The sequence below is a fragment of the Xanthobacter sp. AM11 genome (assembly GCF_047444035.1).
GTDB lineage: Bacteria > Pseudomonadota > Alphaproteobacteria > Rhizobiales > Xanthobacteraceae > Xanthobacter.
The window spans coordinates 3,134,327-3,153,971 of record NZ_JBLAOA010000001.1 but is presented as its reverse complement, the minus strand read 5'-3'; the positions used below and the strand labels follow the sequence as shown (position 1 = coordinate 3,153,971).

Annotated in this window: 18 protein-coding genes and 1 tRNA gene; 9 read left to right on the top strand and 10 right to left on the bottom strand. The window is 67.5% G+C overall.

Going from position 1 to position 19,645, the window contains the following annotated elements; all coding sequences use genetic code 11:
- Window positions 1-292: 292 nt before the first annotated feature.
- Genes ACI7BZ_RS14480 through gmd form a run of 4 tightly spaced genes read right to left on the bottom strand, consistent with a single transcriptional unit; the run spans window position 293 to window position 4,793 of the window.
- Window positions 293-1,525: a hypothetical protein gene (locus ACI7BZ_RS14480; protein ID WP_414117883.1), complete on the bottom strand. Its 1,233-nt coding sequence runs from the start codon at window positions 1,523-1,525 to the stop codon at window positions 293-295.
- A complete protein-coding gene (locus ACI7BZ_RS14475; protein ID WP_414117882.1) occupies window positions 1,522-2,760 on the bottom strand; it encodes a WcaI family glycosyltransferase in 1,239 nt (412 codons plus the stop codon). The genes ACI7BZ_RS14480 and ACI7BZ_RS14475 overlap by 4 nt, the downstream gene beginning before the upstream one ends.
- A 10-nt stretch (window positions 2,761-2,770) precedes the next feature.
- Window positions 2,771-3,709, bottom strand: a complete 939-nt coding sequence (gene fcl, locus ACI7BZ_RS14470; RefSeq protein WP_414117881.1) for a GDP-L-fucose synthase — start codon at window positions 3,707-3,709, stop codon at window positions 2,771-2,773.
- A gap of 1 nt (window position 3,710) precedes the next feature.
- Window positions 3,711-4,793 carry a GDP-mannose 4,6-dehydratase gene (gene gmd, locus ACI7BZ_RS14465; protein ID WP_414117880.1) on the bottom strand — a complete coding sequence of 361 codons (1,083 nt, stop codon included), beginning with the start codon at window positions 4,791-4,793 and terminating at the stop codon, window positions 3,711-3,713.
- A gap of 704 nt (window positions 4,794-5,497) precedes the next feature.
- Between gmd and ACI7BZ_RS14460 the strand changes: the two genes are divergently transcribed.
- The 5 genes from ACI7BZ_RS14460 to ACI7BZ_RS14440 all read left to right on the top strand — a co-directional run bounded on the left by ACI7BZ_RS14460 (window position 5,498) and on the right by ACI7BZ_RS14440 (window position 10,058).
- Window positions 5,498-6,910: a mannose-1-phosphate guanylyltransferase/mannose-6-phosphate isomerase gene (locus ACI7BZ_RS14460; protein WP_414117879.1), complete on the top strand. Its 1,413-nt coding sequence runs from the start codon at window positions 5,498-5,500 to the stop codon at window positions 6,908-6,910.
- 314 nt (window positions 6,911-7,224) lie between these two features.
- Window positions 7,225-8,184 carry a PDR/VanB family oxidoreductase gene (locus tag ACI7BZ_RS14455; RefSeq protein ID WP_414117878.1) on the top strand — a complete coding sequence of 320 codons (960 nt, stop codon included), beginning with the start codon at window positions 7,225-7,227 and terminating at the stop codon, window positions 8,182-8,184.
- A gap of 115 nt (window positions 8,185-8,299) precedes the next feature.
- A complete protein-coding gene (locus ACI7BZ_RS14450; RefSeq protein WP_414117877.1) occupies window positions 8,300-8,500 on the top strand; it encodes a hypothetical protein in 201 nt (66 codons plus the stop codon).
- Between the two features lie 213 nt (window positions 8,501-8,713).
- A tRNA-His gene (locus ACI7BZ_RS14445) sits at window positions 8,714-8,790 on the top strand.
- Window positions 8,791-9,113: 323 nt separating this feature from the next.
- Window positions 9,114-10,058, top strand: a complete 945-nt coding sequence (locus tag ACI7BZ_RS14440; protein ID WP_414117876.1) for an NAD(P)/FAD-dependent oxidoreductase — start codon at window positions 9,114-9,116, stop codon at window positions 10,056-10,058.
- Here ACI7BZ_RS14440 and ACI7BZ_RS14435 read toward each other — a convergent pair.
- The 4 genes from ACI7BZ_RS14435 to ACI7BZ_RS14420 all read right to left on the bottom strand — a co-directional run bounded on the left by ACI7BZ_RS14435 (window position 10,051) and on the right by ACI7BZ_RS14420 (window position 13,205).
- Entirely contained in the window at window positions 10,051-10,476 is a 426-nt protein-coding gene (locus tag ACI7BZ_RS14435; protein WP_414117875.1) for an EamA family transporter, read from the bottom strand. The genes ACI7BZ_RS14440 and ACI7BZ_RS14435 overlap by 8 nt on opposite strands.
- A gap of 149 nt (window positions 10,477-10,625) precedes the next feature.
- Entirely contained in the window at window positions 10,626-11,405 is a 780-nt protein-coding gene (locus tag ACI7BZ_RS14430) for an ABC transporter ATP-binding protein (RefSeq protein ID WP_414117874.1), read from the bottom strand.
- Between the two features lie 2 nt (window positions 11,406-11,407).
- The gene (locus ACI7BZ_RS14425) at window positions 11,408-12,199 is read right to left on the bottom strand and encodes an ABC transporter permease (protein WP_414117873.1); all 792 of its coding nucleotides are present in this window, start codon (window positions 12,197-12,199) and stop codon (window positions 11,408-11,410) included.
- Between the two features lie 7 nt (window positions 12,200-12,206).
- Window positions 12,207-13,205, bottom strand: coding sequence for an ABC transporter substrate-binding protein (locus ACI7BZ_RS14420; RefSeq protein ID WP_414117872.1), 999 nt, complete (start codon window positions 13,203-13,205; stop codon window positions 12,207-12,209).
- Window positions 13,206-13,435: 230 nt separating this feature from the next.
- Between ACI7BZ_RS14420 and ACI7BZ_RS14415 the strand changes: the two genes are divergently transcribed.
- The 3 genes from ACI7BZ_RS14415 (at window position 13,436) to eutC (ending at window position 16,570) form a co-directional block, all read left to right on the top strand.
- The gene (locus ACI7BZ_RS14415) at window positions 13,436-14,332 is read left to right on the top strand and encodes an amino acid ABC transporter substrate-binding protein (RefSeq protein ID WP_414117871.1); all 897 of its coding nucleotides are present in this window, start codon (window positions 13,436-13,438) and stop codon (window positions 14,330-14,332) included.
- Between the two features lie 76 nt (window positions 14,333-14,408).
- The gene (locus ACI7BZ_RS14410) at window positions 14,409-15,797 is read left to right on the top strand and encodes an ethanolamine ammonia-lyase subunit EutB (RefSeq protein ID WP_414117870.1); all 1,389 of its coding nucleotides are present in this window, start codon (window positions 14,409-14,411) and stop codon (window positions 15,795-15,797) included.
- Window positions 15,794-16,570: an ethanolamine ammonia-lyase subunit EutC gene (gene eutC, locus ACI7BZ_RS14405; RefSeq protein ID WP_414117869.1), complete on the top strand. Its 777-nt coding sequence runs from the start codon at window positions 15,794-15,796 to the stop codon at window positions 16,568-16,570. The genes ACI7BZ_RS14410 and eutC overlap by 4 nt, the downstream gene beginning before the upstream one ends.
- A gap of 33 nt (window positions 16,571-16,603) precedes the next feature.
- Here the strand turns inward: eutC and ACI7BZ_RS14400 are convergent, their stop codons facing one another.
- Window positions 16,604-16,984 (bottom strand): hypothetical protein, encoded by a 381-nt coding sequence (locus ACI7BZ_RS14400; protein ID WP_414117868.1) that lies wholly within the window; start codon window positions 16,982-16,984, stop codon window positions 16,604-16,606.
- A gap of 316 nt (window positions 16,985-17,300) precedes the next feature.
- Between ACI7BZ_RS14400 and ACI7BZ_RS14395 the strand changes: the two genes are divergently transcribed.
- The gene (locus ACI7BZ_RS14395; RefSeq protein ID WP_414117867.1) at window positions 17,301-17,660 is read left to right on the top strand and encodes a hypothetical protein; all 360 of its coding nucleotides are present in this window, start codon (window positions 17,301-17,303) and stop codon (window positions 17,658-17,660) included.
- Between the two features lie 141 nt (window positions 17,661-17,801).
- Here ACI7BZ_RS14395 and ACI7BZ_RS14390 read toward each other — a convergent pair whose 3' ends face one another.
- Window positions 17,802-19,517, bottom strand: a complete 1,716-nt coding sequence (locus ACI7BZ_RS14390) for a thiamine pyrophosphate-binding protein (protein WP_414117866.1) — start codon at window positions 19,515-19,517, stop codon at window positions 17,802-17,804.
- Window positions 19,518-19,645 lie beyond the last annotated feature (128 nt).

Sequence of the window (19,645 nt, the reverse complement as noted above, 5' to 3'; positions counted from 1 at the left end):
GCGCATCAACGGCACCCGCCCGACATGCCGACTGCGCCCCCCCAATCAACCCCTCCATCCAGCCAGTATTGCGAATTAATCTGCAGCAAGTCTACAAGTTCAGTTCATGGTATAGTGTCACTTTAGCCGCTGCCTTCACCGACACCGCAGCAAATGGCAGGTACGTCCCCAGCGCACCTCGGATCCGGCCCGATGCGCGCTGATACAAACCCTGCCGTCCCTACCATGCCCCAGGAATGGGACTTCAACATGTCGCGCAGCTTTGACGTGGCTGACCTATGGCCGGCGCCGGTCATTTGTCGCCCCCCCCGCTCTCAGGAATGCCGAGCCGCCACCGCCCCGCGAAGATGCCGCTCTGGAGGACCTGGCTCAGCAATTCGATGCCCACAAGCGGCCAGATCGCCAGCGTGTCCACGAACGGAAACATCACCAGACACGACATGACCGCGACAGAGGTGAGGATGATCACATTCTCGGTGCCGCGGCTTTGGAGGAGAAACACCCTCTGCAACGTCGTCGCTATTGAGCTCGCCAGAATGCACGGAGAGTAGATCAACAACCCCCAAGCGAGATCCGGCCGCCAGGGAAGCAGAACCAACGCAAGCCCGCAAAGGCCCAATGTTCCAGCCGCCCCGTGACGAATTACCATGGACTCACGGAGAACTGCGATGAAGGTCGGCTTTTTCTGCACGAGATAAGCCGAGAAATCCTTCAAATCGACGCGCAGGAAAAACCCAAGCCATTGATACCCAATCCCCACAAACTGCCGGACATAAAGGAACAAGGCGGTAAGCAGAGGGGACAAGAATGTCGTTGCCAACATCACCTGGACACGAAACAGCGCATGTCCCGGCAGGGGAGCCAACATATAGGAAAGGGATTCGCGACCAACCGCCCAGATGGTCGACAGGGAAAAGCCCTGAAGGGCGCGCTCCCTATTGGGCGCCACGGCCGCAAGCTGGATCGCAATGGCCATGAACATGCCGACCGCATAGACAGACCCGAGAATCCGGCCCGCGACAATGGGATCGACCGCGACACAGAACGGCAGCACGATTGCCGCCAGAACCACAGGCAATGCCTGGGTTAGGCCCGATATGCCCGCACGCGACGTACCGTCAAGGAGGCCATTCACATTGAAGGCATAGGCGAACAATCCGAGGCTGGCGAACCGGCTGTACTCGGCAAAGAAGCTCGGTGGCTGGCTCACCTGATAAATGATGAAACCGGCGAAGAACAGCGTCGCCACCAGCAGCCGTATGAGGCTCAACGCAAGATAGCTGGCCTCGACGGGACGGCGGCCTTGCACGCGCACGACCGTTTCCTTGGCAAGGTAAACGAGACCACCCCAGTCGCCGATGAAGTATGCGAACGTGACAAGAGCATTCGCAGCTCCGAAATTTGCCACGAGGTCATAGTTTCCATTCCAGAATAGGAAAGTATTTGCAGCAAAAAGGCTGCCCTGCCCGAGGCCGAATCCAAGGATGAGCAGAGCAAGATTGACCAGTTTTGACTGCAGGATCACGTTTTGATCCCCGCTGACACCAGAAGCGCGAGCTGGTTTTCCAATCCTCCGATGATCGCCTCGCGCTCCCAGCGCTGTTCCGCGCGAAGCCGAGCGACTTGGGCGTAGGCTGTGCGCGCCCCATCATCGTCGAGCAGGCCCTCGATGGCGTCGGCAAAGGCGGTCTCATCCTCGGGCGCGACCACGCGGCCGCATCCTTCCACCTCGTCGGCCAGCCCCGTGCCGGGATGCGCCGTCGCCACCACCGCGCGCCCCGAAGCCAGCATGTTGGTGAGCTTGGATGGGAGTACCAGATCGGCCGCGGAGCCGAGCTGCGGCAGCAGATGCACGCTCGCCAGCCCCAGCAGATCACCGAGCCGCTCCTTGGGCTGCAGATCATGAAACTGGATGTTGGTGAGGTCCGACGCCTGGCTCATAAGGTTAGCCCGGTTCGGGCCCTCGCCGCAGACGATAAAGGTCAGGTCGCTCCGGTGCCGCAGCCGGCGCGCCGCGGCGACAACGATGTCGATGCCCTGCTTGTTGGCGATGTTGCCGGAATAAAGCGCCACGTGGGGGGTGGTGACGTTCCACTCCGCCCGGTAGGAGGAGGGACCGGTCAGCGGACGGATGCTGCCGATGTCCGCCCAGTTCCGGAATTCTACGATGCGCTCCAGCGGCACGCCCTTCTCCGCCAGTTTCCTGCACATGGCGGGGGAAATGGAGCTGACGCGGTCGAACAGGCCGATGGTGCCATGCTCGAACCCACGCGCCGCCCGCGCGGCGAAGCCTTCTCCTCCGACCAGGCCGGTGGCCATGGCCGCCTCCACCTCGAAATCCTGGATGTGCAGCCACGTCTTCGCCCCGCACAGCAGCGCGGCGAGCCGCGCCACCGGAGCGGCGATGAGCGAAGGAGCAACGGTGAGCACCACATCGGGACGATGGCGAAGGGCGCGCGAAAGCGTGGGGATCAGGCTCGACAGCGCAAATGAGGCATGATGGAGGATTCGACGTGCGCCCGAAGGGGTGGCCGGCACATAATGGGCAACGCGCGTCAAATCGACGCCATTCTCCAGTCCCCGCCGCATCCAGCCGCCGCGAAACCCCTCGGCAACGCTCCAGGACGGGTAATAGGGCTTGCCCGCCACCACCTGCACGTCATGGCCGCGGCGAACCAGAGCTTCCGCCAATTCTGAGCTATAGACAGCAATACCCACCACTTCCGGGGTATAATTCAGCCCGAGAAGCAGAATCTTCATTCTGTGGCGATCAGGCTGCATGCGCTTTGAACCACTCATAGGTCGCCGCCAGTCCGTCGCGAAGCCCGATCGACGGCTTCCAGCCAAGCCCGCGGATCTTGTCGGCGCTCATGAGCTTGCGCGGCGTTCCATCCGGCTTGGTGAGGTCGTGCACCAATGCGCCTTCGAAACCCACCACCTCGCACACGAGCTGCGTCAGCTCCATGATGGTAATGTCCTCACCCGAGCCCACGTTCACATGCCCGAAGTTGGAATAGGCCTTCATCAGGTGGACGCACGCGTCGGCGCAATCGTCCACATGCAAGAATTCGCGCCGCGGGGTCCCGGTGCCCCACATGACGATTTCCTTGTCGCCCCGCAGCTTCGCCTCATGGGCCTTGCGGATCAGCGCCGGCATCACATGGCTTGAACTGAGGTTGAAATTGTCGCCCGGCCCATAAAGATTGGTCGGCATGGCAGCGATGAAGTCGCAGCCATGCTGCTTGCGATAGGCCTGCGCAAGCTTGATTCCCGCAATCTTGGCCACCGCATACCATTCATTGGTGGGTTCCAACGCACCGGTTAGAAGCGAGTCCTCCACGATCGGCTGCTCGGCAAACTTGGGGTAGATGCAGGAGGAGCCGAGAAACAGCAGCTTCTCCACGCCCGTCCGGAAGGAGGCCTCGATGACGTTGGCCTCAATCATTAGATTGTCGTAGAGGAAGTCCGCCGGATAGCTGTCATTGGCGAGGATACCGCCCACCTTTGCCGCGGCAAGGAATACCGCCTGCGGCTTCGTCTTTTCCACCCAGGCGGCGACCTGGGCCTGATTCTTCAGGTCCAGCTCGGCGCGGGAAGCGACGACGACCTCGCTCCCTTCCCGTTCCAGACGGCGCGCGATGGCGGAGCCGACCATCCCGCGATGGCCCGCTACCCACACTCGCTTGCCCGAGAGGGAATAGGCGCCCATCTCAGGCCTCCTTCATGATGGTCGCCGTCTCCATCACACGCAGGTCCTCCTGCACCATCTCGCGTGCCAGCTCACGCACCGGCGTCTCGTGGGTCCAGCCCAGCTTGGAATGAGCCTTTGCCGGATTGCCGATGAGCAGGTCCACCTCGGTCGGACGGAAATAGCGGGGGTCCACCTCCACCAGCGTCTTGCCGGTGGCATTGCAGACACCCTTCTCCGAAATGCCCTCGCCATGCCATTCGAGCGCGATCCCCACGTCCTCGAACGCCCATTCCACGAAGGTGCGCACGGGGGTGGTCTCGCCAGTGGCGAGCACATAGTCGTCCGACACGTCCTGCTGCAGCATTAGCCACATGCCACGAACATATTCGCGCGCATGGCCCCAGTCCCGCTTGGCATCGAGGTTGCCGAGATAGAGCTTGGCCTGGCGGCCGAGCTTGATGGCGGCCGCCGCCCGCGTGATCTTGCGGGTCACGAAGGTCTCGCCGCGCAGCGGGCTCTCGTGGTTGAAGAGAATGCCGTTGGAGGCGTGCATGCCATAAGCCTCGCGGTAGTTCACCACGATCCAGTAGGCATAGAGCTTGGCCGCAGCATACGGCGAACGCGGATAGAAGGGCGTCGTCTCCGACTGGGGCACCTCCTGCACCAGGCCGTAAAGCTCGGAGGTGGAGGCTTGGTAGAAGCGGGTCTTCTTCTCGAGGCCAAGGATGCGGATGGCCTCCAGAAGGCGCAGCGCACCGATGGCGTCCGCATTGGCCGTGTATTCCGGCGTCTCGAACGACACCTGCACATGGCTCTGCGCCGCAAGATTGTAGATCTCGTCCGGCTGACACTGCTGCACGACACGGATCAGGTTCGTCGAATCCGTCATGTCACCATAGTGAAGAATAAAGCGCGGATCGGGATCGTGCGGGTCCTGGTAGATGTGCTCGATGCGCGCCGTATTGAAGGACGACGAACGGCGCTTGATGCCGTGGACGGTATAGCCCTTCTCGAGCAGCAGGTCCGAGAGATAGGCGCCATCCTGGCCCGTGACGCCGGTGATTAGAGCGACCTTGCCGTTGGACGGGACCTGGGACGTCATGTGTACCTCGCCGCTTGTCATGCAGAATGAAGGAGAATGGGGCACGAACCACCCCTCCGGGCATGCCGGGATGATGCGTTGCCGCCGATGAACATGGAACGACGCCGTGCGCAAGGCGCCCGAAAGAAAACGGGTGAGCCGGCACACCGGACACCCGTCCCGCCGCGGACATCACGGGCCATGCCCGCATCAGCGCGCAAGCCCGCCGTGCAGCCAGCCGCCGCCTGCTGGTGGCACGCGCTCACGCGAAACGCACGGGTTGGCGAGGCGCGGAGCCCGTGACGCAGGCCCCGAAGCCAGCGGCGGAGAAATCAAGATCCAAAAAAGCGCCGCGAGCGAACGCAGCAGCATCGCGGTGAGGAATGCCGCCTGGCACGACGACAAGACCAAACGCGTCCTGCGTGCGCGGATGTCGTCCGCCCCCTGCCAGTCCCAGCCACGACATATGAAACTCCGCAACCCGATTGAACGACGCGAAGATTACCCATTCGTTCTATAGGACATGATCGGTTCTGCTGCAATGCAGAAAGATAGGCAACAGGCCTGCAACGATTGAAAGAATGATGAAACTCGCCGCGCTGCGAGGGTTGGAAGATTGCTGCATAACACCTTTAGATCGAGCTGCTGGACGCCTTGTGTGCAGTGTGTCAATGCTAGCGCCGCAACGGGCCGATGGCGGCCAAAACGGTTCTGCGAGGATCGAGATGAAGATCGTCCCTGTGGTGCTCGCCGGCGGAACGGGAACCCGCCTGTGGCCGCTCTCGCGCAGCGCCCTGCCGAAGCAGTTCATCGCGCTCACCTCCGACAAGACGCTGTTCCAGGAAACCCTGCTGCGCACCCCGCCCGGTGCCGAATTCCACGATCCCGTGGTGGTCACCAACGGCGACTATCGCTTCTACGTGCAGCGGCAGGCGGCGGAGATCGGCGTCACCCCCACCATCATCCTGGAGCCTGCGCGGCGTGACAGCGCGCCCGCCCTCGTCGCGGCAGCGGCCTACGTGGCCCGCCGCTACGGCCCGGAGACGCTGGTCCTCGCTTTGGCTTCCGACCATGTGATGCTGGAGACCGACAAGTTCCGCGCCTGCGTCGCCACCGCCGCCGAGGCGGCCGCGCTGGGCCACATCGTCACCTTCGGCATCACCCCCGATTCTCCACGCACCAGCTATGGCTACATCAAGCTCGGCGACGCGCTGACGGTGGCGGGCGCCTACAAGGTGGCCTCCTTCGTGGAAAAGCCCGACGCCGCCACCGCGCAGACCTATGTGGACGCCGGCTATCTGTGGAATTCGGGCAATTTCGTCTTCCCCGCCGGCCTTTTGATCTCCGAGGCCAGCGCCTACGAGCCCGACCTCGCCGCCCATGCGGTGGCCTCGCTGGAACTGGCGGTGGAGGACCTCGGCTTCATCCGCCTCGATCCCAAGACGTTCGAGGCGGCGCCGGCCAAGTCCATCGACTTCGCGGTGCTGGAGCGCACGTCGTCCGCCGCCGTGGTGCGCGGCACCTTCACCTGGTCCGACGTGGGCTCGTGGGATGCTGTGCACGAGGTGGGCACCACCGACGCCGACGGCAATGTGGTGCAGGGCTCGGTGATGCTGCTCGACAGCACCGGCAGCTATGTGCGCTCGGACGGGCCGCTGGTGGCCGCCATCGGCCTCGACAACATCTCCGTGGTGGCCACCGACGACGCCGTGCTGGTGATGCCTTCCGACCGCAGCCAGGACGTGAAGCAGCTCGTCACCGCCCTCAAGCAGTCCAACCGCAACGAAGCGGACGTGCACCGCGCCGTGCACCGCCCCTGGGGCACCTACCAGACAGTGTGCCTGGGCGACCGCTTCCAGGTGAAGAAGATCGTGGTGGCTCCGGGCGGCGTGCTCTCGCTGCAGAAGCACCACCACCGCGCCGAGCACTGGATCGTGGTGCGCGGCACAGCCGAGGTCACCCTGGCCGACCACAAGTTCACGGTGCACGAGAACGAATCCACCTACATCCCCATCGGCAACGTGCACCGCCTCGCCAATCCCGGCCGCATTCCGCTGGAGCTCATCGAGGTGCAGACGGGCTCCTACCTGGGCGAGGACGACATCGTGCGCCTGGAGGATGTCTATAAGCGCGCATGATCCGTTTCACGCACTGACGCGCACCGGACATCCGGCGGGGTGGAGCCGAAGCGCTCCGCCCCGCTTGGCCATGCCTGAAGCCCGGGCCGGGCACCGGCACAGAGCGGGCATCCCCACCGGTCCGAAGCCAGCCTGAGCCCTCCGCAGCCCGGCTCTGCCCCTGTGCACAGGCCGTGGTACCGGGTCGCCTGCCGGCGCCCGGGGGCGTTACCTGCCCCGATGCGGCTCACCCCGACCCGCCGACACCGACCGAGTTGGCCCCGCGCTTGCTTGACCCTCTTTCGGAAGCGTTACGTACCGATGGAGAGGATGCGATGTCGGACGATGCCCTGCACCCGGTGGTCGTGGCCCGCAAGACGGTCGAGGCCGAGAACATGGTTTCCTTCGAACTCGTGCCCGCCGAGGGGGAGGAACTGCCGGCCTTCACCCCCGGGTCGCACGTGGACGTCGCCATTCCCGGTGGATTGGTGCGGCAATATTCCCTGTGCAACAGCGCCAGCGAACGCCACCGCTATGTCATCGGCGTCTGGAAGGATGCCAACAGCCGCGGCGGCTCCAAGGCGCTGTTCCAGTCGGTGAACGAGGGCGACCGCCTGCAGGTGGGAACGCCCCGCAACCGCTTTGCCGTCCCCCGCGACGTGAAGCGTGCCCTGCTGTTTGCCCGCGGCATCGGCGCGACGCCCGTGCTGAGCATCGCCGACCACCTCAAGGCAAAGGGCATCCCCTTCGAATTCCACTATCTTTTTGCTGGCGGCTCTCCCGGTTCGTTCCAGGCCACCATCGAGGCCTCGGCCTATGCCGAGAACACCACCTTCTATTTCGAGGCCACGGAACCTCGCCTCAACCCCCTGCCCCTGCTGGCGGACCGACCGGACGACACGCACCTGTTCCTGTGCGGCGTGGACTGGTGGCTCGACCCCATCATCGCCAATGCCCAGCAGCGGGGCTTCGGGGTCAACCGCATCCATGTGGAGCGCTTCACCGCAAAGGCCGCGCCGCCGCTGCTCGACAAGGTGTTCGACGTGAAGATCGCGTCTTCGGGCAAGGTGGTGAAGATCCCCGGCGACCGCTCCGTCACCGCGGCACTGGAGGAAGCGGGCGTGAAGGTGCCCACCTCCTGCGAGCAGGGCGCCTGCGGCACCTGCAAGGTGAAGGTGCTGGAAGGCGAGGTGGACCATCGCGACAAGCGCCTGAAGGCCGAGGAGAAGGCGCAGGGTTATTTCCTGGCGTGCGTCTCGCGTGCCAAAGGTGACCTGCTGGTGTTGGATTTGTGACAATTCCAGAAGCGTGGAACGCTTCACCCTGACGACGACCATGCGCGCCCTGGTCTCCTTGCGATGCAGGGGGATCGGCGCGCGCCGAAGCGGCCAAAAGCGAACGGAGCCGACCATGGTATCGGAAGCAGATGTCTGGCGGACCGCCTTCATCATCGCCGAGCAGTATGGCGAGGAAGGGGTGGCATTCGCCGCCAGGATGGCGGAGAGCTTCGAGATCGGCGGAAAGGTCGAAGAGCACAGGGCCTGGGTTTCCATCATGTCGAAGGTGGAGACCCTGACCACCGGGCAGGACACTGCCGCTGGGCTCAACTGAGCGCCGCCATCCATGAGCCTGCCGGGGCGGCCTCCGCGATGGGGCCCCGGCGCCGGCTGCACGGGCGATGGGCTGCCGCATCGGCGGGCGGCGGGAGGATGGATGAAGATTGCTTGGGAAGGCGCGCTTTCCGCCTCTTGAAATTGCCGATCGTCGCGCGTAGGTTCCGCGCTCTTCTTGGCGCCCCCTTCCAGGGACGTGTGCCGGGCGCGTGCAGGTGTAGCTCAGTTGGTTAGAGCGCCGGTCTGTGGAACCGGAGGTCGGTGGTTCGAGCCCACCCACCTGTACCACCGCAAACTGCGGCCATGAAGCTGCCCCCCAAAAAGCCCGCAGCCCGCCAGACCGCAGCATCGTCGGCTCCGTCCACGCCCGCGCGGGAGCCTCGGCGGCATCCATGACCGCCGCTACGTCTGCTGAACGTCCCGCCGCGACATCGAACAGGTGCGGCGCCTTGCTGCGCGGCCACCTTCACCCCGTCGCCTGCCCGGTCCTCCCTCGTCGCCGACCGGGAGCCGCCGGTGGGCCGGCCGATTCTGGACAAGCCGGCCCCGAGGCGGCACTGTGAAGGCTTGGCGGACGGCTGAGAGGCGATGAACCAGCAAATCGGCGGCACATGTTCGACGCGGTGATCATCGGCGGCGGACCGGCCGGAGCCTCGTGCGCCCTGTGGCTGAAGATGCTTGGCTTCCGGCCCTGCATCGTGGAGCGGCGGCTCGCTCTGGGCGGCCTGCAGAACGACAATCCCTACCCCAACAAATGGATCGCCTCGGTGCTGGAGCGCACCGGCTTCGAGGTGGCGGCCGACATCCATCGCCACGTGCTGGAGCATGACATCGTCTGCCGCCTCGGCGAGGCGGTCACCGAACTGGAGGTGGTGGAGGGCGGCTTCCGCGCCACCACCGCGGGCGGGGAAACCATCACCGCGCGCACCGCCGTGCTCGCCTCGGGCGTGCGGCCGGTGAAGGGCGGCTTCGCCGCTTCCGAGCAGGTGCTCATCGGCCCCGGACGGACCATGTTCAATGCCGATTTCGAGGGCCAGTCGGTGGCCATCCTCGGCGGCGGCGACAATGCCTTCGAAAACTACATCTTCGTGCGCAAGCGCGGGGCGGCGCGCATCACCATCTTCGCCCGCACCATCCGCGCCCGCCGCGAGTTCCTGGAGAAGGTGCCGCCGGCCGACGTGCGCATCGGCCCCTACCCCACCGCGCCGGAAATTCCCGAGGTGGCCGGCCGCAGCTTCGACCGCGTGGTGGTGCTGTACGGCTGGGAGCCCTACCTGCCCTATGCCCGCCACCTCGCCCTGGCCCGCAGCGCCCGCGGCTTCGTGGAAACCAGCGCCGATTGCGAAACCTCGGTGCCCAACCTCTATGCCATCGGCGAAATCGCCCAGCGCATGCACCCGTGCTGCGTCACCTCCATGGCCGATGGGGTGGTGGCGGCCAAGGCCATCCAGCGCACGCTGGAGGAGGATGCCATCGCCCGCTTCGCCGAGCGGGTGCAGCGCGCCACCCCCGCCGATGCCCCGGTGCGCAACGCCCCCCGGCCGCGCATCAGGTGAGGGAGACGAAGATCGTGCCCGCCGTGATCAGGGCGATGCCGGTCCAGTCGTAGACGTTCAGCTTCTCGCCCAGGAAGGCCACGCCCAGGAAGGCCGCGATCACCACGCTCAGCTTGTCCACCGGCACCACCTGCCCGGCATCGCCGAGCTTGAGCGCGCGGAACAGGCAGATGGAGGACGCGGCCGTCGCCAGGGCGGAGAGGGTCATGAGCACCCACGACTTCATGGGCACGTCGTTCACCGGCTCCCAGGAATCCTGCGCCGCCACCATCACCAGCACCACCAGGAATATGATGAAGTTGCGGATGAGGTTGCCGAGGTCGGCGTTGATGTCCTCGATCCCCGCCTTGCCGAGCACGGCGGTGAGGCCGGCAAACAGCGCCGCGGCCAGCGCCCAGAACTGCCAGGTGTCCCACATCCCCCGCATCGCTTCCCCCGACGGCCACCGCTCCAGTCCGCCCCCCGGCGGATAGGACCTGCTAGCATCTTTGGTCGGGGTCCGTCTCTCTTCAACAACATAGCCGGCGAAGTGGAGCCCAGCGCCGTCCACCAGGGCGCCTGCCGCGCTCAGGGGCCCACCGGCAGGGGCTCGGGCAGCGGCGCGCGCAAGGGCTGGCCCGCCCCCGCCGGAGCGAGGGCGCCGGCCACCTCCGGCCGGCGCAACAGGGCGGCGGCGGCTTCGAACACGGCGCCCGGCGCCGCCTCCCGCCGCAGGGGCACGTGCGGCAGGTTCGCCACCACCTGGGCGGGCCGGGGCGAGAACACCACGATGCGATCGGCGAGGCGCACCGCCTCGATGATGTCGTGGGTCACGAACAGCACCGCCGCCCCCATGCCCTCCACCTCGGCACGCAGCAGGCCCTGGAGGTCCGCCCGCAGGCCCACGTCGAGCGCGGAGAAGGGCTCGTCCATCAGCACCAGCTCGGGTTCCAGCGCGAAGGCGCGAGCGATGGCGACGCGCTGCTGCATGCCGCCGGAGAGTTCCGCCGGCATCCGGGCAAGGTCGGCGGGGGAAAAGCCGAAACGGGCGAGGATCGCCCCCGCCGCCGTCCGCCGCGGCGCCCGCTCCAGGCCCCGCGCCTTCAGGCCGAAGGCGGCATTCTCGCAGGCATCCGCCCAGGGCAGGAGGCGCGGTTCCTGGAACACCATGGCGGTGCGGGAAAAGCCGTTGGCCACCCGCCCGGCCTGCGGCGTCTCCAGCCCCGCCGCCACCCGCAGCAGGCTGGTCTTGCCGCAGCCCGAGGGGCCGAGCAGGACCACGATCTCGCCGGCACGCACTTGAAGGTGGATGTCCGCCAGCACCGGTGCCCCGGCAAAGCCGAGGTGAAGTCCCTCCAGCGCCAGCATCCTCACCCCTCCCCGGCCGGCACGCCCGCGCCGGCGCCGCGCACGGCGCGCCAGTTGCGCAGCGGGACCAGCAGCAGGGCATCCGCCAGGAGCAGCACGGCCACCGCCATAACGATCCAGGCCATGGTCTGCGGCAGGTCGAAATGGGCGCGCGCGGTGGCGATGCCGCCGCCCACCCCGTCCGCCCCGCTGAGCACCTCGGCCATCACCGCCACCTTGAAGGAAAAGGCCAGCGCCGTGGCGAAGGCGGGCACCAGGAAATCCGCCAGCGACGGCAGCAGCAGGTCGGTGAGCCGCATCAGCGGCGGCACCCGGTAGAGCCGCGCCATCTCGGTGAGCGCCGGGTCGCGGCTGCGTACGCCCTGCAAGGCGGCGAGGAAGACGATGGGCGCTGCGGTCACGGCCACGGTGAAGGCCGCCGCCATGCCGCCGGGGCCGAACCACAGCAGCGCCAGCACCACCCAGGCGATGGGCGGGGTGCCCAGCAAGGCGGTGAACACCGGCCGCGACATGGCCCCCACCGGCAGCAGCAGCCCGCCGGCCATGCCCACCAGAAGGCCCACCCCGGCCCCGGCCAGGCAGCCGCCCAAAGCGTGCGCCGCCGTCTCCAGAAGTGCCGGCGCCGCCACCCCGCTCGCCACCAGCCGGACCACCGCCCGTGCGGTCTCGGCGAGGGTCGGCAGCACGAACGGGCCGAAGGCCACGGCGCCCCATTGCCAGGCGGCGGCGAGGAGCGCGAGCCCGGCCGCCGTCCACGGCAGCAGGCGCGCACTCCCCCTGCGTTCAGCCCTCACCGGCGCCTCACAGATCGAGATAGAAGCTGTCGGGCGGAAGGCGGCCGGCCAGGGTGTCCGGGCTGAGGGCCAGCAGCGCCTCGTAGAAGGCCACGAGGCCCGGCTTCAGCTGCGCCGCGCCCTCCGCTACCACATTGAAATGAGCGAGGGAGGCGGCGAACATGGGTGCCTTGATGTCCATGCGCTGCTCGGCGAGCTGGGCGGCGGCCTCCCGGTCCGACATCACCCAGTCCTTCGCCGGCTTAAGGCCACTGCGCAAGGCGGCAAGCAGCTCCGGGCACTCCTCGATGAGCCGCTCGTGAATGGCGATGCCGGCCATGGGCAGGCCAAGGCCGTTGTGCTGCTTTTTCCATTCCTCCTGCAGGCTGATGGCGCGGTTGAGAATGCGCCCCTCCTTCCGGGCCATCATGATGGCGGCGGTGGCCGGCGGCTCGGAGAGGACGGCGGTGGTGGCGCGCCCGGCGGCCAGCATCTGCGCCGCCTCCATGGGGGTGCGCACATAGGTGATGGTCATGTCCTTGTCCGGGTCCATGCCATGGCCGCGGGCGATGGAGCGGAAGACGAGATCGGGCATGTCGTTGCGGAAGAAGCCCACAAGGCTCTTGCCGGCAAGATCGGTGAAGCTGCGGATGCTCTCGTCGGACGAGACGACGAACAAGTGGCCCATGGAGAGGATGGCCAAAAGCTTCAGCGGCAGGCCGCGGTTTGCAAGATTGGCCGGCACATGGGTGGGGGTGGAGAACAGGCCGGAGCGGCCGGAGACGATGGCGGCGCGCAATTCGTCCGTGTCGCGCCAGAGGCGGAAGGTCGCGCCCGGCGCCGCCGCATCCAGCCCGCCGGACTGTAGCAGGCGCACCAGCACGATGGTGGAGGCATTGGGCGCGCCCAGAATCTCCAGGCCCCGGGCGGGCGCCGCAAACAGCGGCCCCGCAGGCGCGGCGAGCGCCCCGGCCGCGCCGCAGGCCAGCACACCGAGCAGCTGGCGCCGGTCAAGCAATCCGTTCATCTGCAATCCCCCGAAAGCGCGCGCCGGCGCAATGGGCTGGCGGCCTATCCTATATCCACATGAATATAATAAACGGCCCCGGCACGGAAGCGGCGCGGCAAAGTCGCGCGGCGGCGGCGCGGGGGCGCACCCCGCTGCGGTTCGGCCGCAGGCGTCAGGCCTTGGCCATTCTCCCGCCCTGGTGGCAAGATCACCGGCGCGCGCCGGCACAAAGGCGGCAGGGGGAAACCATGTCCGAAGAGACGTCCGAAGCCGCGTCCTGGGTTCACAGGCACATCATCCGGGCAATCGCGGCCGCGCTGGCCCTGCTCACCCTCCTTCCCGCAGGCGCCAGCCCCGCTGAGGCGCAGACCCTCGACCGCGTGACGCGCGGCGAGCCCTTCCGCATCGGCTACCGCCACTTCGCCCCGCCTTATTCCTACGCCGCCGCCAACGGGCAGCCTTCCGGCTATATCGTGGACCTGTGCCGCGAGGTGGCGGACGGGGTGAAGCGCGCCCTGAAGCTCCAGACGCTGCCCATCGAATATGTGAAGGTGACCGCCTCCGACCGCTTCGAGGCGGTGCGGGACGGGCGCATCGACATCCTGTGCGAGCCCACCTCCATGACCATGTCGCGCCGCGGCCTGGTGGACTTCTCCCTGCCCACCTTCCTCGACGGCGCCGGCGTGGTCACCCGCGGCACGCCGGTGAAGGGGCTGGAAGACCTGAAGGGCAAGAAGGTGGGCGTGCTGAAGGGCACCACCACCGAGGAGACGCTGCGCTCCACCCTGGGCCAGATGCGCATCACAGCCGACATCGTGGCCGTGGCGGACCACCCGGACGGCCTGCGCCAGCTGGCGGACGGCAAGCTGGACGCCTATTTCGGCGACCGCGGCATCCTCAACTATCTCATCATCAACAGCCCCTACGGCACCAAGCTGAGCCTCTCGGACCAGTATTTCACCTTCGAAACCTACGCCCTCGCCCTGCCCCGCGGCGACCAGAGCTTCCGCCTGCTGGTGGATACCACGCTGGCCGACCTCTACCGCACCGAGCGCATCCGCGACATCTACGCCCGCAGTTTCGGCAAGTTCCCGCCGGACCAGTTCCTGAACGCCCTCTTCATCATCAACGGCGTTCCCAAATAGGGGACACCTTTCCTGTAGGGCATATTTGTTGCATGAGAGGGACACCTCGTTCCTGTCCCGAGCCTGCGGAGCGCCCATGGCCCATGTCCATCGAATCGGCACGAAATCCTTCGTCTTCGCCGATCTGAAGGAGCTGATGGCGAAGGCGACGCCGCCGCGCTCGGGCGACATGCTCGCCGGCATCGCCGCGGCCACGGCGGAAGAGAATGTGGCGGCGAAGATGTGCCTGGCCGAGGTGCCGCTGAAGGCGTTCCTCTCCGAGGCGCTCATTCCCTATGAGACGGACGAGGTGACCCGGCTCATCCTCGACAGCCACGACGCCGCCGCCTTCGCCCCGGTCTCTGCCATGACGGTGGGCGATCTGCGCGACTTCCTGCTCTGCGATCAGGCAACGTCCGACGTGCTGGCGCGCCTGGCGCCGGGCCTCACGCCGGAGATGGCGGCCGCCGTCTCCAAGCTCATGCGCAACCAGGACCTCATCCTGGCGGCGAAGAAATGCCGGGTGGTCACCCGCTTCCGCAACACCATCGGCCTGCCCGGCACCATGGCGGTGCGGCTGCAGCCCAACCACCCCACCGACGACGCCGCGGGCGTGTGCGCGGTCATCCTCGACGGGCTGCTCTATGGCTGCGGCGATGCGGTGATCGGCATCAATCCCGCCTCCGACAGCCTGCCGGTGATCGACCGGCTGCTGCGGCTGATGGACGACATCATCACCCGCTACGACATTCCCACCCAAAGCTGCGTGCTGACCCATGTGACCACCTCCATCGCCCTGATGGAGCGCGGCGCGCCGGTGGACCTGGTGTTCCAGTCCATCGCCGGCTCCGAAGGCGCCAACCGCTCCTTCGGCATCGACCTCAAGGTGCTGGCGGAAGGCGCCGATGCCGCCCGCACGCTGAAGCGCGGCACCATCGGCCAGAACGCCATGTATTTCGAGACCGGACAGGGCTCTGCCCTCTCCGCCGGGGCGCATCACGGAGTGGACCAGCAGACGCTGGAGGCGCGGGCCTATGGGGTGGCGCGGGCGTTCGATCCGCTGCTGGTGAACACCGTGGTGGGCTTCATCGGCCCCGAATATCTCTATGACGGAAAGCAGATCATCCGCGCCGGGCTGGAGGATCATTTCTGCGGCAAGCTGCTGGGCGTGCCGCTGGGGGTGGATGTCTGCTACACCAACCACGCGGAAGCCGACCAGGACGACATGGACACGCTGCTCACTCTTCTTGGCGCAGCGGGGGTCACCTATGTGATGGGCATTCCCGGCGCCGACGACGTGATGCTGAACTATCAGTCCACCTCCTTCCACGATGCCCTCTACATCCGCGAGGTGCTGGGCCTGCGGCGCGCGCCGGAATTCGAGGCGTGGCTGGAGCGCATGGCGGTGACCGGCGCCGACGGGCGGCTGCTGCCGGCCGATGCCGGCCATCCCCTCCTGGGCTTCGTCGCGGAGCGCGCGGCATGATCGCCCGCGACCCCTGGTTCGGCTTCTCCCGCCACACCCCCGCCCGCATCGCCCTGGGCCGCACCGGCGCCAGCCTGCCCACGCAGGAGGTGCTGCGCTTCGCCCTCGCCCATGCGCAGGCGCGCGACGCCGTGCACACCCCCTTCGACGCCGACCGGGTGGAAGCGGATGTGCGGGAGCTGGGCTTTTCCACCCTGCGCGTGGCCAGCGCCGCGCCGGCACGCGACGCCTATCTGCGCCGGCCCGACCTCGGCCGCCGCCTCGACGCCGAGAGCCACGCCCGCCTCGCCGCCGCGGCCGGTGATCCGGTGGACATTGCGCTGGTGGTGGCGGACGGGCTTTCCTCCGCCGCCATCCATGCTCAGACGCGGCCGTTCCTTGCCGCCTTCAAGCCGTGGATCGCAAGCGAGGGCTGGAGCCTCTCACCGGTGGTGATCGCATCGCAGGCGCGGGTGGCGCTGGGGGACGAGGCGGCAGGGCTGCTGCGGGCGCGGGCCTGCGTACTGCTGGTGGGCGAGCGGCCGGGGCTGTCCTCCCCGGACAGCCTCGGCCTCTATCTCACCTATGATCCGAGGCCCGGCCGCAGCGATGCGGAGCGCAACTGCATCTCCAACGTGCGGCCGGAGGGGCTGGCCCATGACCTGGCGGCGTTCAAGCTCGCCTGGCACGTACGCGCGGCGCTGCAGCGGCAGGTGACGGGCGTGGAACTGAAGGACGAGAGCGACCTCCTGCTGGAGGCCGGCCGTCCGCCGCCACGCCTGCCGGCCGGCTGAGCGCGCCCGGCGCCCGGGACACGGGAAGCGGCCTCAGGCGGCCTCCACCGAGACCACGCGGAAGGTGTGCATCTCGTCGTCCTCATGCACGGAGACATATTCGCCCACCTCGAAGCGCTCGTCGCCGAAGCGGTAGCCCGCCTCGTCGTCGTCGGTGCCGGCGATGTCATAGCGGAACGCCCAGCTGCCGCCGGGGCGGCGCACCAGATGGCCCACCTCGTCGGCCTCGTCGGGGCGGAACTTCACCACCCGGCACACGTCGCGGTGCTTGGCCCACAAGGTGGGGTCGATGCGGCCGGCCTCGTCCAGCGGCGCCACGAAACTGTAGCCGAAATTGCGCGCCCCCTCGGGGTGGCCCTTCTCGCGGGCGAGCTCCATGCGGACCTTGCGAAAGCCGTGCGGCAACTGGGACATTCGTCTCTCTCCCCGGGCAGGCGGGCTTCATCCTCGTGATGGCACAATCCATCTCACGATTCGTTGACCCTGGAACATCCCGCGCCTCCTGCCCAGCTGCCGGAACCTGCCGGCCTGCGAGACATGGAAACCGCGCGGGCAAAGCGCGTCCCGCCGCCATAGGCGCCGGGACGCCATGTGATCTTGGCCCAACGCAATTGCAAGGCATTTGACCTTTCGCAAGGCGGGCACGCCGCAGGCGGGTGATGCTGCAATCCGGTCCATGATACGATCCTCCGGCAACGGATGGGGGCCACCGATCCAGGGAGTGATGCTCATGAACGATTCCGTCATGTTCCAGGGCCTTGCGCGTGCCCTCACCGCCGGCACCCCGCCGGTCGCTTGGCCTTTCGCCATGTGGAAGAACTGTTTCGTGGATTGCCCGGTGGCGGTGACCTCCCATCTCCAGCAGTTCGTCGGTCGCCAGATGCAGGAGCAGGTGCAGCTTTTCACCGAGCTGTCGCACGAGCAGAACCCCTCGGCGCTGATGACCCGCGAGGCGGCCTTCCTGCAGCAGGCGGCGCTGGCCTGGAACAATGAGATGCTCGAAATCGCCGAGATGGTGCAGAGCCGCCTGCTCAGCGCCACGCAGATGGAACAGCCGAGCGAGCCGGCGCCCTTCGCCCGCGCGGCCTGATCCGGCCACGACGCCGATGCTGCTCCTCGTGGTTCGCTGAAGCGGCTCCCCGCGGGCCGACGATAGATTTATATTCCACGCCTTCCGATCGCGCGCCGTCATGCCTCCCCAGCACGCCGGCGCGTGATCCATTTAAAAGGGTCAGCCGCGCCCGGCCTGGAGCGCCGCTTCCCGCAGGCCCGCCAGCGTGGCGGTGGGAGTGATGGCCTCGGGGTCGATCACCAGTTCCAGCAGCGCCGGCTTGCCGGTTTCGGCGGCGAAGGCCCTCGCCCGGGCGAAGGCATCAGGGAAGCCGGCCGTCTCCTCCACCCGCTCGCCAAGGCCGCCATAGGCGCGGGCCAGCGCGGGGAAATCCGGGTTCTGCAGCGTGGTGGCGAACACCCGGCCGGGATATTCCCGCTCCTGGTGCATGCGGATCGAGCCATACATGCCGTTGTTCACCAGCACCACCACCACGCCGGCCCCATGCTGGGCGGCGGTGGCCAGTTCCTGCCCGCTCATGAGAAAGCAGCCGTCGCCGGCAAAGCAGATCACCTCCCGCCCCGGGTGCAGCAGCTTGGCGGCGATGGCGGCCGGCAGGCCATAGCCCATGGCGCCGGAGGTGGGCGCCAGCTGGGTGCGAAAGCCGCCGTAGCGGTGAAACTTGTGCACCCAGATGGCATAATTGCCGGCACCGTTGGTGAGGATGGCGTCCTTCGGCAGGCTCTCGCGCAGGTGCGTCATCACCGCGCCGAGATCGAGGCGGCCGGGCATGGGGCCGGGCACCTGATCGGCGAGATAATCCGCCCGCGCCGCCCGCACCTGCCCGCTCCAGGGCGCCGGCGCGCGCCAGCCGGCCGGTCCGCGGGGCCGCAGGGCGGCCGCGGCGGCGCAGAATTCGCCCATGCCGGCATTGATCATGAGGTCGGCCTGATAGATCCGGCCCAGCTCCAGCGCATCCGCATGCACATGCACGAAGCGCTGGGACGGCCGCGGCACCTCGAACAGCGTGTAGCCGGAGGTGGTGGTTTCCCCGAGGCGGGGACCGACGGCCAGGATGAGATCGGCGGCGCGGATGCGTTGCGTCAGCTTCGGGCTGGGGCCGAGGCCCGCATGGCCGATATAATTGGGGTGGTGATTGTCCAGGATGTCCTGGCGCCGGAACGCCGCCGCCACCGGCAGGTCGAACGCCTCGACGAAATGCTGGAAATCCCGGCAGGCGCGCGCATCCCATCCCCCGCCGCCGACAAGCACCACGGGCCGTTCGCTGGCCTCCAGCATGGCTGCGAGCCGGGCGAGGTCGTCACCGCCGGGACAGGCGGCGATGCGGCGGTAGGCCTGCCCGTCGTCCACCTGCGCCACGGCTTCCAGCACGTCCTCCGGCAGCGCCACCACCACCGGGCCGGGCCGACCGGAAATGGCCACATGGAAGGCGCGGGACACCAGCTCGGGCAGGCGCTCGGGCCGGTCCACCTCCACCACCCACTTGGCCATGCCGCCGAACATGCGCTCGTAATCCACCTCCTGCCACGCTTCGCGGCCGCGCATGGCCGAATTCACCTGGCCGATGAACAGGATGAGCGGGGTGGAATCCTGCGCCGCCGTATGCACGCCGATGGCCGCATGGCTGGCACCGGGACCGCGGGTGACGAAACACACGCTGGGGCGCCCGGTGAGCTTGCCATAGGCCTCCGCCATGTTGGCCGCCGCCGCCTCGTGGCGGGTGACGATGGTACGGATGGCCGTGGCGCCCGCCAGCGCGTCGATGACGGGAAGGAAGCTCTCCCCCGGCAGGCAGAACACCATCTCGACGCCATGGACCTTCAGGGCGTCCACCAGGATCTGGCCACCGGACCGGGTTTGCGAAGCATGCATCATCTGTGTGCCCGAATGCGAACCGGAGCACCACCGCACAACTGCCGGCGCCCCTTGGGAAATGGTGCGGCCGGAGGCGCAGGCACGGCGCCAAGGCGAGCACCACGCGGCGAATCCGTTCCCGTGCCCCT

Coding starts and splice junctions, on each gene's coding strand:
- ACI7BZ_RS14475 (WP_414117882.1), bottom strand. CDS start 2,760: ATGAAGATTCTGCTTCTCGGGCTGAATTATACCCCGGAAGTGGTGGGT.
- fcl (WP_414117881.1), bottom strand. CDS start 3,709: ATGGGCGCCTATTCCCTCTCGGGCAAGCGAGTGTGGGTAGCGGGCCAT.
- gmd (WP_414117880.1), bottom strand. CDS start 4,793: ATGACGTCCCAGGTCCCGTCCAACGGCAAGGTCGCTCTAATCACCGGC.
- ACI7BZ_RS14460 (WP_414117879.1), top strand. CDS start 5,498: ATGAAGATCGTCCCTGTGGTGCTCGCCGGCGGAACGGGAACCCGCCTG.
- ACI7BZ_RS14455 (WP_414117878.1), top strand. CDS start 7,225: ATGTCGGACGATGCCCTGCACCCGGTGGTCGTGGCCCGCAAGACGGTC.
- ACI7BZ_RS14450 (WP_414117877.1), top strand. CDS start 8,300: ATGGTATCGGAAGCAGATGTCTGGCGGACCGCCTTCATCATCGCCGAG.
- ACI7BZ_RS14440 (WP_414117876.1), top strand. CDS start 9,114: ATGTTCGACGCGGTGATCATCGGCGGCGGACCGGCCGGAGCCTCGTGC.
- ACI7BZ_RS14435 (WP_414117875.1), bottom strand. CDS start 10,476: ATGTGGGACACCTGGCAGTTCTGGGCGCTGGCCGCGGCGCTGTTTGCC.
- ACI7BZ_RS14430 (WP_414117874.1), bottom strand. CDS start 11,405: ATGCTGGCGCTGGAGGGACTTCACCTCGGCTTTGCCGGGGCACCGGTG.
- ACI7BZ_RS14420 (WP_414117872.1), bottom strand. CDS start 13,205: ATGAACGGATTGCTTGACCGGCGCCAGCTGCTCGGTGTGCTGGCCTGC.
- ACI7BZ_RS14415 (WP_414117871.1), top strand. CDS start 13,436: ATGTCCGAAGAGACGTCCGAAGCCGCGTCCTGGGTTCACAGGCACATC.
- ACI7BZ_RS14410 (WP_414117870.1), top strand. CDS start 14,409: ATGGCCCATGTCCATCGAATCGGCACGAAATCCTTCGTCTTCGCCGAT.
- eutC (WP_414117869.1), top strand. CDS start 15,794: ATGATCGCCCGCGACCCCTGGTTCGGCTTCTCCCGCCACACCCCCGCC.
- ACI7BZ_RS14400 (WP_414117868.1), bottom strand. CDS start 16,984: ATGTCCCAGTTGCCGCACGGCTTTCGCAAGGTCCGCATGGAGCTCGCC.
- ACI7BZ_RS14395 (WP_414117867.1), top strand. CDS start 17,301: ATGAACGATTCCGTCATGTTCCAGGGCCTTGCGCGTGCCCTCACCGCC.
- ACI7BZ_RS14390 (WP_414117866.1), bottom strand. CDS start 19,517: ATGATGCATGCTTCGCAAACCCGGTCCGGTGGCCAGATCCTGGTGGAC.